Raw genomic sequence first — 14,632 nt, forward strand, 5'->3', positions numbered from 1 at the left:
TAAAAGACCACAACAAAACGTCATCATCCCGAAAAAGAAAAAACCCGCCGAAAATATCGACGGGTTTGTCAGCGGTCTGAGGCCGGAGGTTCTGCCTCCGGCCTTTTTTCGTTGCGGTTTATGCCGCGTAACGCTGGTCTTGTTGGCGGAGGCTGCCGACCGAGAACTGCCCCACCTGTTCGGTCAGGCCGTCGGCCTCGCTGGACAGCGAGAAGGCGGCGGCCGTCGTTTCCTCCACCATGGCCGCATTCTGCTGCGTCACATGGTCGAGTTCGTTGACGGAGGCGTTGATTTCGCTGAGACGGCCGGACTGATCGCGCGATGCGGTGGCGATCTCGCCGATCTGGTCGTTGACCGACTGGATGCGTTTCTGGATCTGCTCGAGGCTTTCACCGGTCTTCAGCACCAGCGCCACGCCGCTTTCCACATCGCCTGCAGAGGTTGCGATCAGCGTCGTGATGTCACGCGCGGCGGCTGCCGATTTCTGGGCCAATTCACGAACCTCCTGCGCCACGACCGCGAAGCCCTTTCCGGCCTCCCCGGCGCGCGCGGCTTCCACACCGGCATTCAGCGCCAAAAGATTAGTCTGGAAGGCGATCTGGTCGATGACGTCGATGATCTGGCGGATCTTGGCCGACGAGGTCTCGATACGTTCCATCGCGACAATCGCTTCTTTCACGACAGCGGTGGATTTATGGGCGTCCTGCATCGTGCCGGCCGTTGCCTCGACGGCGACATTGCAGCGCGACAGCGAGAGATTGACGGCCTGCGTCATGTCTCCGAGCGCTGCTGCCGCTTCCTCAAGGGCTGCGGCCTGGCGTTCGGTGCGACGCGACAGGTCTTCCGATGCGCTTTTCAATTCGCCGGAGCCGGAGCGGATGGCATTGGCGCTTTCGCCGATGTTGGAGATGGTCGCTTCCAGGCCCGCCATGGAGTTGTTGAAGTCGACGCGCAGGTGATCGAGCGACGGCACGAAGGATTTGTCGATGCGGAGATCGAGCCTGCCGGCCGCAAGATTGGCAAGACCGGTGGCGAGTGCGTCGACAGCCTCTTCCAGTTCCTTGGCGCTTCTTGCCTTTTCCATCTCGCGCTGGGCGCGTTCCTCGTCCAGTTCCTCGCCCTTGCGATGGGCTTCTTCTTCCATGCGCTGCTTGTCCAGAATGCCCTGGCGGAAGGATTCCAGCGCGCGCGCCATGGTGCCGATCTCGTCGCCGCGGGAAACGGCCTTGATCTCGATATTGCTATCACCGCCGTTCAGGCGTTCCATCAATGCGGCAAGGCCGGTCAATGGCTTGGTGAGGCTGGCGGACACAAAAATACCGATCAGCGTCATGATCGCGAGTACCGCCAGTGTTGCGATGGTTGCCCAGAAGGCGAGATCGTTGGCGGCGGCCAGCACCTTGCTCTCCTGCTGGCCGATGGCCAGAAGATGTTTCTGTCCGAAAACGGAGACCGGGCGATAGGCATAGAAGATGTTACCGGCAGGCGTCTGCGCCATCACCATTCCGGCATCGCTTGCGCCCGACAGGGCCGCGAGATTCTCGGAAATGCTGGCATCCGCACCGCCCGAGAGGACCCCGGCGCGGCGTTTGCCATCCGCGCTCAGAAGAACGGCGTCATCGATTGTCTTGCCGGTTTCTTCGGGTGTGACAACGGCGCCGATACGGTCGGCGGCGATGCGCATGATGACGGCGCCCTTGCGCTGAATCTGGCCCCAGTTGGAAACGGCGAGCGGCATGCCGATCATGGCCGAATCATTTTCCCCACCGCTGAAGCCGGTGGTGCTGACGACACCGTCCTTGCCGGCCTCGATGCGGTCGAACAGCTCCTTGATCGCAGCGTTCTGCGGTTCCGTCACGCTGGTGAGGAAGTTCTTCCCCTTGGTCACGGTGTAAATAATGAGGCCGGTCTTGTCGATCACGTAGATGTCGCTGACACGGGTGTTGCGCCAGACGCTGGCGATGGCGGCGTTGATGGTGGCGTGGCGAATGGCGTAAAGCAGTCGCAGGCCTTCGCCGTTGAAGGAGGCGCGCTCCTCCTCGGAAACGCCCTCGCGGCGGAAAGCCTGGATGATGGCGTCCTTTTCCGTCGGCACAACGGTGGTCATCGTTTCCAGCGCCTGTGCGATTGCAGCATTCTGCGACAGTTCGGAGATGCTCTGTTCGACACGCAGAGTATAGGCATCAAGCTGCTTGGACTGGTTGCTTGCAACCGTTTCGAGCCTGATTTCGCTGGCGTCTATAAGACCCGACTTGCCCATCTCGTAGGATAACAGCCCCACGGACAGGCAGGAGACCAGCGTCGCGCCCGTGACGAGCGCTGCGAATTTGGCCTTGATCGACAATGATTTAGCTTTGACAGCAGTCGGATTTGCACCCGGCATCCTGTTCCCTCCCCCAAAAAAACGTAGCCGCACGGTGGCAAAAATTGCTTACGGTCGCGTTAAAGGGTTGCGAATTGTAGGATTATTTCCCGCATGCCGTGAGAAAAACTTCGACAGCAATCGAGGTTCCACCGAAACGTGCCGTTATAAAACTGCAATAGAACAGGCGCATATCGAGCGAAGATCAACGGCTGTTCATGTTCATGCAAGCTTTTCGCGCTCCTTCTCTCGCCACTATCGATGATGTCTGCGGACTGAATGCAGACGGATATGACGGAGCCAGCGTGAAACCGAGGCCGGATTTCGCCGTTGTCGTGCCCATGCACAATGAGCAAGCGAGTGTGGAAACGCTCGTGGCGGAGATTTTCGTCGCCTGTCAGCCGGTCGGCGCCTTCGAGATCGTGGTTGTGGACGATGCGTCTTCCGACGGCACGGTCGACGCGGTGCTTGCGCTCGGGGACCGTTATCCGATGCTGCGGCTCGTCCGGCACGATCGCCAGGGCGGCCAGTCTGCGGCGATCCACAGCGGCGTGCAGGCGGCGCGTGCGCCGGTCATTTGCATGCTGGATGGAGACGGGCAGAACCCGCCGGACAATCTGCCGGCACTTCTTGCGCCGCTTCTCTCCGCAGGCGCTTCCAGCCGGCTCGGTCTCGTGGCCGGCCAGCGCGTCGGCCGGCGCGATACGCTCGGAAAACGCCTTTCCTCCCGCTTTGCCAACGGGCTTCGGGCGCGGATATTGAAGGACGGCACGCGTGACACCGGCTGCGGGCTAAAGGCCTTCCGCCGCGACGCCTATCTCGCCTTGCCCTATTTCGATCATCACCATCGCTATTTCCCGGCGCTGTTCAATCGCGACGGCTGGCAGGTCGCCCATGTCGACGTCACGCACCGGGCACGGCTGCACGGGAATTCCCATTACACCAATATCGGCCGCGCGCTTGTCGGCATCCACGATCTGATCGGCGTCGCCTGGCTGCTGCGCCGGCGAAAGCGGTCAAGCTGGGCTGAAACTTTCAAAACGGAGACATCGCCGTGAACGCACCGGCTTTATGGTCCATGCTGCATGTGAACAGCTGGAAGGAATTTCTGTGGGTCTGCACCGGCTTCATGGGCCAGATGCTGTTCACCATGCGCTTTCTGGTTCAATGGATTTCTTCGGAACGGGCAAACCGCTCGGTCATTCCGGTGGCGTTCTGGTATTTTTCCGTTCTCGGCGGTCTGGTGCTGCTTTCCTACGCCATCTGGCGGCGCGATCCGGTCTTCATTCTGGGCCAGGCGTCCGGCCTTTTTATCTATGCCCGAAATCTCTGGTTGATTCATGCAGAACGCCGCCAGCATGCATGAGGCGACGACCCTGCCTTATGCGCAGGCAGGCGATGAGCGTCGGTGGCTGACATTTGCATTCGCGGCGATCGTCCTCGTGACGGCGCTGCGCGTCCTTGCACTGGCCTTCAACCGGACCGACCTTTTCGTCGATGAGGCGCAATATTGGCTATGGGGCAGGGAGATGGCGTTCGGCGCCTATTCCAAGCCGCCCTTGATCGGCTGGCTTATCCGCGCGGCAACCGTTCTGGGCGGCGGCGAGGGCACTTTTCAGGTGCGGCTGGCCGCACCCGTGGTGCATGGCGTGGCGACGGCGGCCATCCTTGCCCTCGGCCGCATGATCTATGATGTCAGGCTGGCATCCCTGGCCGCCCTTATCTATCTGACCTTGCCGGCGGTAACGCTCGGCAGCCTGCTGATCTCCACCGATACACCGATGATGCTGTTCATCGTGCTGTCGATGATCTCCGTGCGCAAGCTTGCGCTCGCCCGCTACGATGGCAGGGCGTCGTCGGGCTGGAGCATCGCCCTCGGGCTGTGCTTCGGCCTCGGGCTGATGTCGAAATATGCGATGATCTATTTTCTGCCCTGCTTCATCGCCGCCGGCTGGCTCTGCGAGGCGTGGCGCATCCGGCTGCGTGACGCGGCATTTGCCGCGCTCGTCTGCGTTGTCGTCATCGCGCCCAATCTGTGGTGGAACGCGGCGCATGATTTCATGACCGCACGCCATACGGCGGACAATGCGAACTGGCATGGCGTCCGGCTGAAGATCGGTTCCGCGCTGGAATTCTTCTTCTCCCAGGCGGGCGTGGTCGGCCCATTCGTTTTTGTCGGCATGATCGTCGCAACAATTCGTGCGAAGAATGCCGAAACCCGGGCGCTGGTCGCTCTTTCGGTGCCGATTGTTCTGCTGATCACCGCGCAGGGTTTGATGTCGCGGGCGCTCGCCAACTGGGCGGTCGGGGCCTATGCGGCCGGCGTGCTTCTGGCGGTGCCGGTCCTGGCGTCGCGGCGCTGGCTCATCGTGTCCACTCTCGTGCTCGGCGGCATCGTGGCCGTGGCGCTGCCGCTGATGACCATTGCCGGAACGCAATTGCGCCTGCCGAGTGGTGAACTGGCGATGAAGCGGTATCTGGGGCGCGCCGACCTGGTGTCGACCGGTCTGTTACGGGCGCGCGAGGCGGGGGCGGACGCCATTGTCGCTACGGACCGTTCGATACTCGCCGAGCTCTTTTATCAATTACGGGACGAAAAACAGGTGAAGACGCGCGCACTGCCCGAAACCGGCGTGCCTTCCAGCCATTATGCCCTTCTTTACCCGCTGAAACCCGGCGAGGCGAAATATCCCTTGTTCCTGGCAAGTGCGGATGGCCTGCCGGCGTGCCTTGCCGGTGAGGCGCCGGTCGCCCGCTGGACCGCCGGGCCGGGCTTCCTCGAGGGCAGGGAAATCGGCCTCTGGCGCCTGCTGCCGCGATGCATGCCGGAGGGCAGCAATGGACAATGATCTTTCGCATATGCGGATCACGATCTGGGTGACATTCGCGACATTGGCGCTCGTCATCCTATTCGCGACCTTTCCCTCCATCGATCTCAGCTTCTCCGCCCTGTTTTTCTCGCCCGTCGAGCAGCCATGGTCCGGCCGTGAACCGTTTCCCGAATGGTTGCGGGATACGCTGCGCGAAGGTACGGAGCTTGCCACTCTTCTGGCTTTCGTGATCCTTGTCGGCAATCTTCGGCTGGGTACGCTGCAAAGAACCGGCTGGCGAGTGTGGGCCTTCCTGTGCGGGCCGGTGATCCTTTGTGCCGGGCTTCTCGTCAATGGTGTGCTGAAGGCGACTATCGGTCGCGCCCGCCCATTCAGCGTCACCGAATTCGGCGGTCAGCAGCTTTTCACGCCGCCTTTCCAGTACAGTGCGCAATGTTATTCGAACTGCTCGTTTTCTTCCGGCGAAACCGCGCTGATCGCCAGTTTCTTCCTGCCGCTCTGCGTGCTCGTCTGGCCCCGGCTGCAACGGCGCGGACGCTTGGCGATGGGAAGCATCGCCGCCGGCATGATCGTCCTTATGTCCGGCTTGCGCATTGCGGCCGGCGGACATTTCCTCAGCGATGTGGTGATGTCGATCCTGTTTTCCGCCTTGACGACCCTGTTCCTCTATCGGCTGCTGGCGGTAAACCGTCACCGTCACCTGTTCACCGTCAATGCGGTCAGAGCCGATACGGTCAGCATCTGGCGCAATGGTCGCCATGCTGTCCTCACGCGGCTTCGGCGCTGGTGGCCGAAAATCAAGGCTGCAGCCTCACGTCTGCAGCGGCCGCCGGACGCGGGTGCGGCATCGTCTTAAGAGGAACTTCGGAGTTCGCTTCAATGAGGTGAATGGCGAGCGCGCCAGATACTCCTGCGTCACCCTCGTACTTGTCCCGGGGATCCGCGGCCTATTGATTTTATTCACCGCGATTAGATCCTCGGCACAGGGCCGAGGATGACGTCGAGGCAACCAGCGATTTCGAGATGGACCGCAGCCTGCCCGACAATCTGAACCGGGCGGCAATTCGCCAGGCCGCAGAATGATTGCCGAGGTTTGCCGCAGCTTGTCAGTCGAACAGGCCGGAGACCGACTGTTCCTGCGCGGTGCGGTTGATCGCTTCACCAAGCAGACCTGCGGTGCTGACCACGCGGATATTGTGCGCGGACTGGACACCGGTGGTCGGCTGGATGCTGTCGGTGATGACGAGTTCGCGCAGCTTCGAGGAGGCAACGCGGGCAACCGCGCCGCCGGAAAGTACACCGTGGGTGATATAGGCGGTAACGCTGGTCGCGCCTTTTTTCAACAGGGCTTCTGCGGCATTGCAGAGCGTGCCGCCGGAATCGATGATGTCGTCGATGAGGATACAATCCTTGCCGGAGACGTCGCCGATGACGTTCATGACCTCGGATTCGCCGGGACGGTCACGGCGCTTGTCGACGATGGCCAGAAGACAGTCGAGACGCTTCGAAAGGGCACGGGCGCGCACCACGCCGCCGACGTCAGGTGAAACCACCATGACATTGTTGGTGTCGTAATGGTCCTTCACGTCGCGGGCGAGAATGGGTGCTGCGAAGAGATTGTCGGTAGGGATATCGAAAAAGCCCTGGATCTGGCCGGCATGGAGATCGAGGGTGAGAACGCGGTCGGCGCCGGCTTCGGTGATCAGATTGGCGACGAGCTTGGCGGAAATCGGGGTGCGGGGGCCTGCCTTGCGATCCTGGCGGGCATAACCGAAATAGGGCAGCACCGCGGTGATACGTTTTGCCGAGGAGCGGCGCATGGCATCGATCATGATGAGCAGTTCCATCAGATGATCATTTGCCGGGAAGGAGGTGGACTGGACGATGAAAACGTCCTCGCCGCGCACGTTCTCGCTGATTTCTACGAATATTTCCTGGTCAGCAAACCGCTTTACAGTGGCATTTCCGAGAGGAACGTTCAGATACTTGCAGATCGCTTCGGCAAGGTGCCGGTTCGAATTGCCTGCGAAAACCTTCATTGCGGCCGCCTGTTTCCATGCCATCGCCTTGCATTACGGGGCTCAATCCACCGTAACCAAGCGTCGTTCAAGGGGAGGAACATCCGGCTGAAAAGCCTTTGCCGGATACGCCTTGTTGCCATGCGCGCCTTAATAGCGCTGTTGCTTCCGATTGCAAGAGGACTCCGCGCTTTCGCAATGATTTTCGTGAAATCTCTGTGACTTCTCCCGCCGTTTCACCTCATCCGCGTTGAGACTGCTTCCATGACGTATACTCACCCAGCGTTTTTGCAGCGATATCCTGCATGACCCTGTCGGTCACGGCGGCCCATGGATCGCTGCCTTTTGCTACGACGCTTTCCTGTCCCTGCAGGCGGTGCAGCCGCACACCATTGGCGTCCAGAATGTCCCAGACGTAAACGATGTTGACCTTGCCGCCATCGGCAAAGGCGGAGAAATATCCCTTCAGGATGTTTTCAGCCGAATTGTCGTTGGAGGCCCGGATGGTCAGCCCCTTCGCCCGCGCTTCGGCCCCGAGCTGGCGCGACAGCGGCGTGACCGCCTGAACCGGTGCACCGATGATCGGCAGGAAGCGGATGGAATTACCGGAGGTCGCAGGCGCAAGTGACGCCGTCTGCTGTGCGGGTGCGGGTTGAGCGGCGGCGGTCTGGCTCTGGCGAAGCGGTTCGCCATATTGGCTGCCATTGGACAGGGCTTGCGCCTGCGCCTGCAACGAGTTCTGCGGTGCGTAGGCAGGAACGGATGTCGCGGTTGCCGGAGCGCCAGCGGGGGCGCGGTCGGCGGCGGCGGCCATCTGGTCGAGGTCGCCCTGCGTTACGGGTGTCGATTGCGAGGTGTTTTGGCCGACATCCACCTGCGGTGTCAGCGCTTCCGTCGTGTTGCAGCCTGACAGGGCCAGCATCATCGCTGGAACAATGATGGCTGGAAAAAGGGGGGTAAACCCCATCCGGCTCATGCGATTTTCCCTCTCATGTTCCGCTCCTTCTTGCCCAAGGTGGCGCAATGTAAGGGCGGTCTTCCCGCTCTGTCAAACCCGGCGGCGATTTAAGCTGTGAGAAGATCGAGGTTGTGGCGCGAGAGCGGCTCCGGCGCGCCGTCGGTGGTGAGATAGGTCTGGCCGAGCGTCATGGCCGTACCGGAATCGGAATCCATCACGATCATATGCACGAAGAGCGTCATGTCGGCGGTGATCTCCTGCGGATTGCCGGTATGGAACATCTGATGCTCCATCCAGGATGGCGAGAAGCGCGCGCCCAGCGAATAACCGCAGGAGTTTAGCCGATGACGCGTCAATCCACGTTCATCCATCACGCGGGCATGAACGTCGAAGACATCGCCGAAGGTCTTGCCCGGTCGCAGCACCTCTTCGATGGCGGTGAGGTTTTGCAGGCAGGCGCTGTAAAGCTCCTTCTGGCGGAAATCCTGTTCGCCGATCACCACCGTGCGCATCATGGCGGCATGGTAATGGGCGCTGACGCCGGCCCATTCCAGCGTCAGCTGGTCTTTGGCGTCGAGCCTGCGGCGGCCGGCCTTGTAGCGGCACAGCAGCGCATCCGCGCCGGAACCGACGATGAATTCATTGGCGGGGTAATCGCCGCCGCCGGCCAGAACCGCTCCCTGCATCGCTGCCAGGATCGCGGCCTCGTCCGCGCCGGGCTTGATGAGCGGCAATGCCGCATCCAGAGCCTCATCGGCCAGTTGACCGGCCTTGCGGGCATAAGCGATCTCGGCCGGGCTTTTCACGAGCCTGAGCGTGCTGACGAGATAGGAGGCGTCACTCATCTGGCAGAAGCTGGCAAGCTGGTTGTCGAGCAGGCGGGCGACACGGCCGGTCATGCCGTGGGTGTCGTATTCAACCCCGATCTTGGCGCCGAGCAGATCGAGATCGCTTAGCAGGTTTTTCAGGTCGAGTGTGGGGTCGGCATTGGGGCGATCGACCCAGATGAGGATATTGTCGATGACGGAGGTATTACGCGCCTGGCGCAGATCCGCCGAGCGGGTCAGAAGCGTCATGGAGCCGTCCGATTTCACCACCAGCGTCTGGAAGAAGCAGTAACCGAAGGTATCGTAGCCGGTCAGCCAATACATGCTCTCCTGCGCAAAAAGCAGCAGGGCGTCCAGCTTCTCCTCGGCCATTTTCGCGAGCAGACGCTCGCGGCGGGCATCGAATTCCGAAAGCTCGAAATGCAGGGCCATGTCAGTCCTCCAGAATTGCGATTGCGGAAATCTGCCGGCCGTAATCGGGTTCGGCGCGGTGGGTGGTGCGGCGGTAGGAATAGAAGCGATGTTCGTCGGGATAGGTGCAGAGGCCGAGGTTTTCCGTCTTCACGCCGGCTTTCGCCAGCCGGTCGACGGTGAATTGCTTGAGGTCGAACAATGCGTGGCCTTGCCTTTCCGTCCCAGCGAAATAATCCGCGTAGGCCGGATCGATATCGGTGAAGCGCGCCACATATTCCGGCCCGACCTCATAATTGTCCTGGCTGATAGACGGGCCAAGTGAGGCGGCGATGCGCTCCCGGCTGGCGCCGAGCTTCGTCATGGCCTCAATGGTGTTTTCGAGCACGCCGAAGAGCGCGCCCTTCCAGCCGGCATGGGCCGCACCCACGACGCCTGCTTCCGCATCCGCAAACAGGATCGGTCCGCAATCGGCGCTCAGCACGCCCAGCACGAAACCGGGGGTAGCCGTGACCATCGCGTCGGCCTGCGGACGGCTGCCGTCGTAATTGTCATCGACAACGACGACGTCGGGGGAGTGGACCTGATGCACGGTGGCGAGGCGCCCCGGCGGCAGGCCGAACCATTGCGTTACGCGCCGGCGGTTTTCCTGCACTTTTTCGGGTTCGTCATGGGAGCCGAGGCCGACATTGAGGCCCTGATAAAGCCCTTCCGAGACGCCGCCCTGCCGGGTGAAGAAACCGTGGCGGACACGGTTTTCGCCTGACGCGGCGAGCAAGGGGGACTGGAGCGGGAGCGGCAGCGTTGCGTTCTGCATGGTGTGGGAATTCCTTGGAGAATGTCGCTGTTGGCCAGTGGAATAGGGTTAAGCGAGATGTTTCCTGTTGCCGCGGCATTGCGCGGCGATGTGATGCAGTGTGCCTGCTTCGTGTGTCGCGGCGATGTTGGCCCAGAGGCCATTGCGCTGTCAATCCACCGCTCGAAACGGCAAAAGGTGAAGCGCGGGACTTGAAACGGCGATGACCTTGAAAAGTTCCCCCATCTTGCCGGCGCCTTCGCCGGCGAGGCGATTGACCGCTTCGGCAATTTCAAGCGTCTGGTCGGGCGTCGCCTTGGCGGCAAGCGCGCCTGCCCGTTCCTTGAGGCCGAGGCCATATAGGAAATCGCCCTGTCGCAGCGCGCCGTTGACGTGAACGCCGGTCGCTTCCGCTGTTTTCACGAGGCTTTCGAAATCGACATGGCTGGTCAGATCGGCTTCGCCGGGATGCGCAAGCGCCGGGTCGAAGGCATGGTTGCGCATGGCCTGCAGCGTATCGCCATAACCGGCAACCAGATGGCCGTAATCAATGGCGAGCGCCGTGCCGCCATGGGCGGAGAGGCGCTGGCAGATCGCGGTCATCACTGCCTCGCGGGCCGGCGAAATCTCGAATATGGTGCCGAGCGGCTGCCGTTCGGGCTCCGGCGGCAGCAGGGACGGGTCTATGCTGGCAAGGCCCGTTGAGAAGACGAGTTCGTCATTGGCATCAAGGTTGACCACGCGCTCGCGAAAACCCTGCGGTGTCCTGACGAATTGACGGATGGGAATGGCGTCAAAGAGTTCGTTGGCGACAAGCAGCAGGAAGCCATCCGGCACATTGTCGAAACTGTCATGCCATGTCAGCCGACCTGAATGTTCGGCCAGCGTTTCCTTCTGGATGGCGGAAAGGCGGGGACTGGTTTCGACCAGATGTACCCGCATCGTCGCATAGAGCGGCGGTGCGATGCGGCGGATGACGCGCAGCATATCCGACATCATGGTGCCGCGGCCGGCGCCGATTTCCACCAGCTGCGTTTGTGCGGGAGCGCCATGCCGTTGCCAGGCATGCACCACGAAGACCCCGAGCATTTCGCCGAAAAGCTGGCTGACTTCTGGCGCGGTGATGAAATCACCCGAACGACCGAAGGGTTCGCGGCTTTTGTAATAACCGTGTTCAGGATCGGCGAGGCAGAGCGAAAAATAGTCGGTAACGCTGAGCGGACCGTTGAGCCGGATAAGTGATTTAATACGTTGCGCAAGCGGTGTCGTCATGGGCAATCATACCGTTTAGGCGCTTTTTGTCGCGCTGCGAGCCCGCAGGACCGCCCAGAGGCCGAGGGCGAACATCGGGGTGGAGAGCACCATGCCCATGGTCAGCCAGTTGCCGGCAAGATAACCGATCTGCGCGTCCGGTTCGCGGAAAAATTCCACGAAGATGCGTGACAGCGCGTAACCGCAGACGAAAATACCGGTGACGGTGCCGGGCGTCTTCAGCGCCCTGAAGGCATAGATGGCAATTGCCAGAACGATGACGAGCACGAGGCCTTCGAGGCCCGCTTCATAAAGCTGGCTTGGATGCCGCGCGAAGGGGCCGCCGGTCGGGAAGACGACCGCCCATGGCACATCGGCAATGCGCCCCCACAATTCGCCATTGATGAAATTGGCGATGCGCCCAAACAGCAGGCCGATGGGTGCTACGGCCGCGACGACGTCGAACATGCTCCAGACCGGAATGCCGTTCTTGCGGGCGAAGAGGATCATGGCGATGGTGGTGCCGATCAGCCCGCCATGGAACGACATGCCGCCGTTCCATATCTCGAACGCCCTGACGGGATTGGCAGCGACGGCGGCAAGATCGTAAAACAGGATGTAGCCGATGCGGCCGCCAAGCACGATGCCGCCGGCTGCCCAGAGGATGAAATCGTCAAGATGCTGCGCCGAGATCGGCGACGTTTCATTCGGCCACAGCCGATCCGTACGGGCGAGGCGGCGGGCGTAGAACCAGCCGAGCATGATGCCGGCGACATAGGCGATGCCGTACCAGTGGATCGAGAGCGGGCCGAGGGACAGTGCCACCGGATCGATATTGGGGAAGGGCATGATGGCGAGTTGGGTGGGAGCGGCTATCAATCCGTATATATTCCGTCATCGTTGTTGGGAGGACAACGGAACGAGCCATTGTCTCAAGGGGCCGGGCGATGATGCTCACCGGTCTCCCTGACGCCAAGGAAAATGGCGATTGCGATGGCGGCGGTCAAGGTGATTCTTCAAGCTCCGGCTCAAGATACCGTGGGTCACGCAAGCTCTTGTGATTTTTCGATTTCGCTTGCAAGGCGGCGATGGAGTGCCTACCTGAAGGCTAGCAACAGCGGGCAAGACGATGCCCCTGAACCGACGAAGGATGAGCGCCATGAGCACGACAGGCACCAACCGTTTTCTGGATGAATTCGCCAAGCTGATGACCGATGCGGCAGGTGCCGCGCAGGGTGTGCGCAAGGAAGCCGAAGCGGCGTTTCACGCGCAGGCGGATCGCTGGCTGAACAGCCTGGATGTCGTCCGCCGTGAGGAATTCGACGCGGTCCGCGAGATGGCCATCCAGGCGCGGGATGAAAACGACGCGCTGCGCGCCCGCATCGAGGCTCTCGAAACAAAGCTTTCGGCCGCCAAGGACTGATTTTCCATCACTTTTCTCAGAAGCCCCGGATCGCAGGCGATTCCGGGGCTTTTTGTTTTTCGGCTCCCTTTGGCGGACTTGACCTCCGGTTGCCGAAAGTCGTGCTCGGACGCGAATTTTTTGGGCCTGTGGACACTTCCAAAAAACACAATCGGCAGAGTCGCTTAAGACTCTCGCCTGAGGTGATGGGGGAGGAGATATCCACTGTTCAAAAGGCAAAAATGGCGGGGAAGGGGTGGCAGCAGGACTCGGCCATTATACACTGATTTTAAATGATGATTCGAAAAGACCGGTAAGCTCCAGACAGGGTGAATGCGTAATTCTGGTGGTGTCGGGCAATCGTCTCAAATGTTTATCCCGGTTTGTATGTGCGTTTTGTGCCCGGCGTTCAAAACAGGACATCCCTACCGGCTGAGAAGGTGCCGCATGAGTCTGATAGAATTTGAAATTGAGCGTCAGTCCAATCCAGTCGACATGATCGAGATTGTCGCTGCCTCGAATGACTGGTCTTTCGAGCGGTCGGGCGAAGACGAGATTGCCATGACTGTGGCGGGCCACTGGGCCGACTACCACGTTTCCTTTGCGTGGATGGAGGATTTCGAAGCTCTGCATCTTGCCTGCGCCTTCGACATCAAGGTGCCGGACCAGCGGGTCAACGAAGTCATTCGTCTGCTTTCTCAGGTCAACGGTCAGGTGCTGATGGGGCATTTCGATCTGTGGCGCCAGGAAGATGTGGTGATCTTCCGCCAATCCCTGCTTCTGGCGGGCGGCGCCGAGCCGAACAACCAGCAGGTGGAAGTACTGCTTTCCAGCGCGCTGGAGGCCTGCGAACAATATTATCAGGCATTCCAGTTCGTTGTCTGGTCTGGGCTGGATGCAAAAAGTGCAATCGAAGCGGTCATGTTCGAGACCGTCGGAGAAGCGTAAGATGGCGTATAAGGCTTCCGGGCCGCTCGTCCTGGTGGGCGCCGGCAATATGGGCGGCGCTCTGCTTTCAGGCTGGCTGAAAAAAGGTGTGCCGGGATCGCAGGTCATGGTCATCGATCCGCGCCCTTCCGATGCCATGCGGACGACGGTTGCGGAAGCCGGAGCTGCCCACAGCGAAAGCGTGCCCGAGGGCGTGAAAGCCGGTATTCTTTTCGTGGCGGTGAAGCCGCAGATGATGGAAGCCGTGCTGCCCTCGCTGAAACCCCTGCTCGGCGCGGATACTGTCGTTGTTTCGATCGCGGCGGGCACGACCATCGGGACGTTCGTTTCGCATTTCGGCAAGGTTGCCGCCGTGCGGGCCATGCCCAACACACCGGCCATGGTCGGCCGTGGCGTCACGGGTGCCTATGCCAACGAACTGGTGACGCCGGAGCTTAAAACGGTGGTGGACGGGCTGCTGAAAGTCAGCGGCCCGGTCGAATGGGTGGATGCCGAAAGCGATATCGACGCGGTGACTGCGGTTTCGGGTAGCGGCCCCGCCTATGTCTTTTATCTAGTGGAATGCATGGCCGAAGCCGGCCGCAAGGCCGGTCTGCCAGCGGATGTGGCCATGCGTCTGGCGCGCGAGACCGTGGCCGGCGCTGGCGAGCTGCTGCATCAGTCCTCCGACGAGGCGGCGCGCCTGCGCCAGAATGTGACCTCGCCGGGCGGCACCACGGCTGCGGCGCTCTCCGTGTTGATGGCCGATGACGGCATGCAGCCCCTTTTCGACCGGGCGGTTGCTGCCGCAAAAGCCCGCGCAGAAGAGCTGGCGGGCTGAAGGGGTAA

15 protein-coding genes are annotated in these 14,632 nt (G+C 61.2%); 8 read left to right on the forward strand and 7 right to left on the reverse strand.

From position 1 onward, the window contains the following. Positions 1 to 118 precede the first annotated feature (118 nt). Positions 119 to 2,383, reverse strand: a complete 2,265-nt coding sequence (locus BS627_RS09820; protein WP_077983053.1) for a methyl-accepting chemotaxis protein — start codon at positions 2,381 to 2,383, stop codon at positions 119 to 121. On the opposite strand from BS627_RS09820, the gene BS627_RS24705 reads away from it, so the two are divergent. The 5 genes from BS627_RS24705 to BS627_RS09840 are packed head-to-tail and all read left to right on the forward strand — an operon-like array spanning position 2,334 to position 6,049. Continuing rightward, positions 2,334 to 2,627: a hypothetical protein gene (locus BS627_RS24705; RefSeq protein WP_205635497.1), complete on the forward strand. Its 294-nt coding sequence runs from the start codon at positions 2,334 to 2,336 to the stop codon at positions 2,625 to 2,627. The genes BS627_RS09820 and BS627_RS24705 overlap by 50 nt on opposite strands. Next, positions 2,581 to 3,420 (forward strand): glycosyltransferase family 2 protein, encoded by an 840-nt coding sequence (locus BS627_RS09825; RefSeq protein ID WP_077983054.1) that lies wholly within the window; start codon positions 2,581 to 2,583, stop codon positions 3,418 to 3,420. The genes BS627_RS24705 and BS627_RS09825 overlap by 47 nt, the downstream gene beginning before the upstream one ends. 20 nt (positions 3,421 to 3,440) lie before the next feature. Further along, positions 3,441 to 3,728 carry a lipid-A-disaccharide synthase N-terminal domain-containing protein gene (locus tag BS627_RS09830; RefSeq protein ID WP_031233742.1) on the forward strand — a complete coding sequence of 96 codons (288 nt, stop codon included), beginning with the start codon at positions 3,441 to 3,443 and terminating at the stop codon, positions 3,726 to 3,728. Next, positions 3,703 to 5,211: an ArnT family glycosyltransferase gene (locus BS627_RS09835; RefSeq protein ID WP_165691210.1), complete on the forward strand. Its 1,509-nt coding sequence runs from the start codon at positions 3,703 to 3,705 to the stop codon at positions 5,209 to 5,211. Before BS627_RS09830 ends, BS627_RS09835 begins: the two co-directional genes overlap by 26 nt. Then, a complete protein-coding gene (locus BS627_RS09840; protein WP_077983055.1) occupies positions 5,201 to 6,049 on the forward strand; it encodes a phosphatase PAP2 family protein in 849 nt (282 codons plus the stop codon). The genes BS627_RS09835 and BS627_RS09840 overlap by 11 nt, the downstream gene beginning before the upstream one ends. A gap of 250 nt (positions 6,050 to 6,299) precedes the next feature. Here BS627_RS09840 and BS627_RS09845 read toward each other — a convergent pair whose 3' ends face one another. The 6 genes from BS627_RS09845 to lgt all read right to left on the reverse strand — a co-directional run bounded on the left by BS627_RS09845 (position 6,300) and on the right by lgt (position 12,303). Then, positions 6,300 to 7,232 (reverse strand): ribose-phosphate pyrophosphokinase, encoded by a 933-nt coding sequence (locus tag BS627_RS09845; RefSeq protein WP_010972147.1) that lies wholly within the window; start codon positions 7,230 to 7,232, stop codon positions 6,300 to 6,302. A gap of 220 nt (positions 7,233 to 7,452) precedes the next feature. Further along, entirely contained in the window at positions 7,453 to 8,187 is a 735-nt protein-coding gene (locus tag BS627_RS09850; RefSeq protein WP_077983056.1) for a hypothetical protein, read from the reverse strand. Between the two features lie 89 nt (positions 8,188 to 8,276). Then, positions 8,277 to 9,428: a M24 family metallopeptidase gene (locus BS627_RS09855; RefSeq protein ID WP_077983057.1), complete on the reverse strand. Its 1,152-nt coding sequence runs from the start codon at positions 9,426 to 9,428 to the stop codon at positions 8,277 to 8,279. 1 nt (position 9,429) lies between these two features. Beyond that, positions 9,430 to 10,224, reverse strand: a complete 795-nt coding sequence (pgeF, locus tag BS627_RS09860; RefSeq protein WP_077983058.1) for a peptidoglycan editing factor PgeF — start codon at positions 10,222 to 10,224, stop codon at positions 9,430 to 9,432. A gap of 150 nt (positions 10,225 to 10,374) precedes the next feature. After that, a complete protein-coding gene (locus BS627_RS09865) occupies positions 10,375 to 11,475 on the reverse strand; it encodes a class I SAM-dependent methyltransferase (RefSeq protein ID WP_077983059.1) in 1,101 nt (366 codons plus the stop codon). A 15-nt stretch (positions 11,476 to 11,490) separates the two neighbouring features. Beyond that, on the reverse strand, positions 11,491 to 12,303 hold the full coding sequence (lgt, locus tag BS627_RS09870; RefSeq protein WP_165691212.1) for a prolipoprotein diacylglyceryl transferase: 813 nt from the start codon (positions 12,301 to 12,303) through the stop codon (positions 11,491 to 11,493). Between the two features lie 310 nt (positions 12,304 to 12,613). Here lgt and BS627_RS09875 point away from each other — a divergent pair, with 310 nt between their 5' ends. The 3 genes from BS627_RS09875 to proC all read left to right on the forward strand — a co-directional run bounded on the left by BS627_RS09875 (position 12,614) and on the right by proC (position 14,624). Continuing rightward, positions 12,614 to 12,877: an accessory factor UbiK family protein gene (locus BS627_RS09875; protein WP_077983100.1), complete on the forward strand. Its 264-nt coding sequence runs from the start codon at positions 12,614 to 12,616 to the stop codon at positions 12,875 to 12,877. A 426-nt stretch (positions 12,878 to 13,303) separates the two neighbouring features. Beyond that, positions 13,304 to 13,804: a type III secretion system chaperone family protein gene (locus BS627_RS09880; RefSeq protein WP_052818067.1), complete on the forward strand. Its 501-nt coding sequence runs from the start codon at positions 13,304 to 13,306 to the stop codon at positions 13,802 to 13,804. A 1-nt stretch (position 13,805) separates the two neighbouring features. Further along, on the forward strand, positions 13,806 to 14,624 hold the full coding sequence (gene proC / locus BS627_RS09885; protein ID WP_077983061.1) for a pyrroline-5-carboxylate reductase: 819 nt from the start codon (positions 13,806 to 13,808) through the stop codon (positions 14,622 to 14,624). Positions 14,625 to 14,632 lie beyond the last annotated feature (8 nt).

Origin of the sequence: Agrobacterium salinitolerans (assembly GCF_002008225.1) — a bacterium.
Classification (GTDB): Bacteria; Pseudomonadota; Alphaproteobacteria; order Rhizobiales; family Rhizobiaceae; genus Agrobacterium; species Agrobacterium salinitolerans.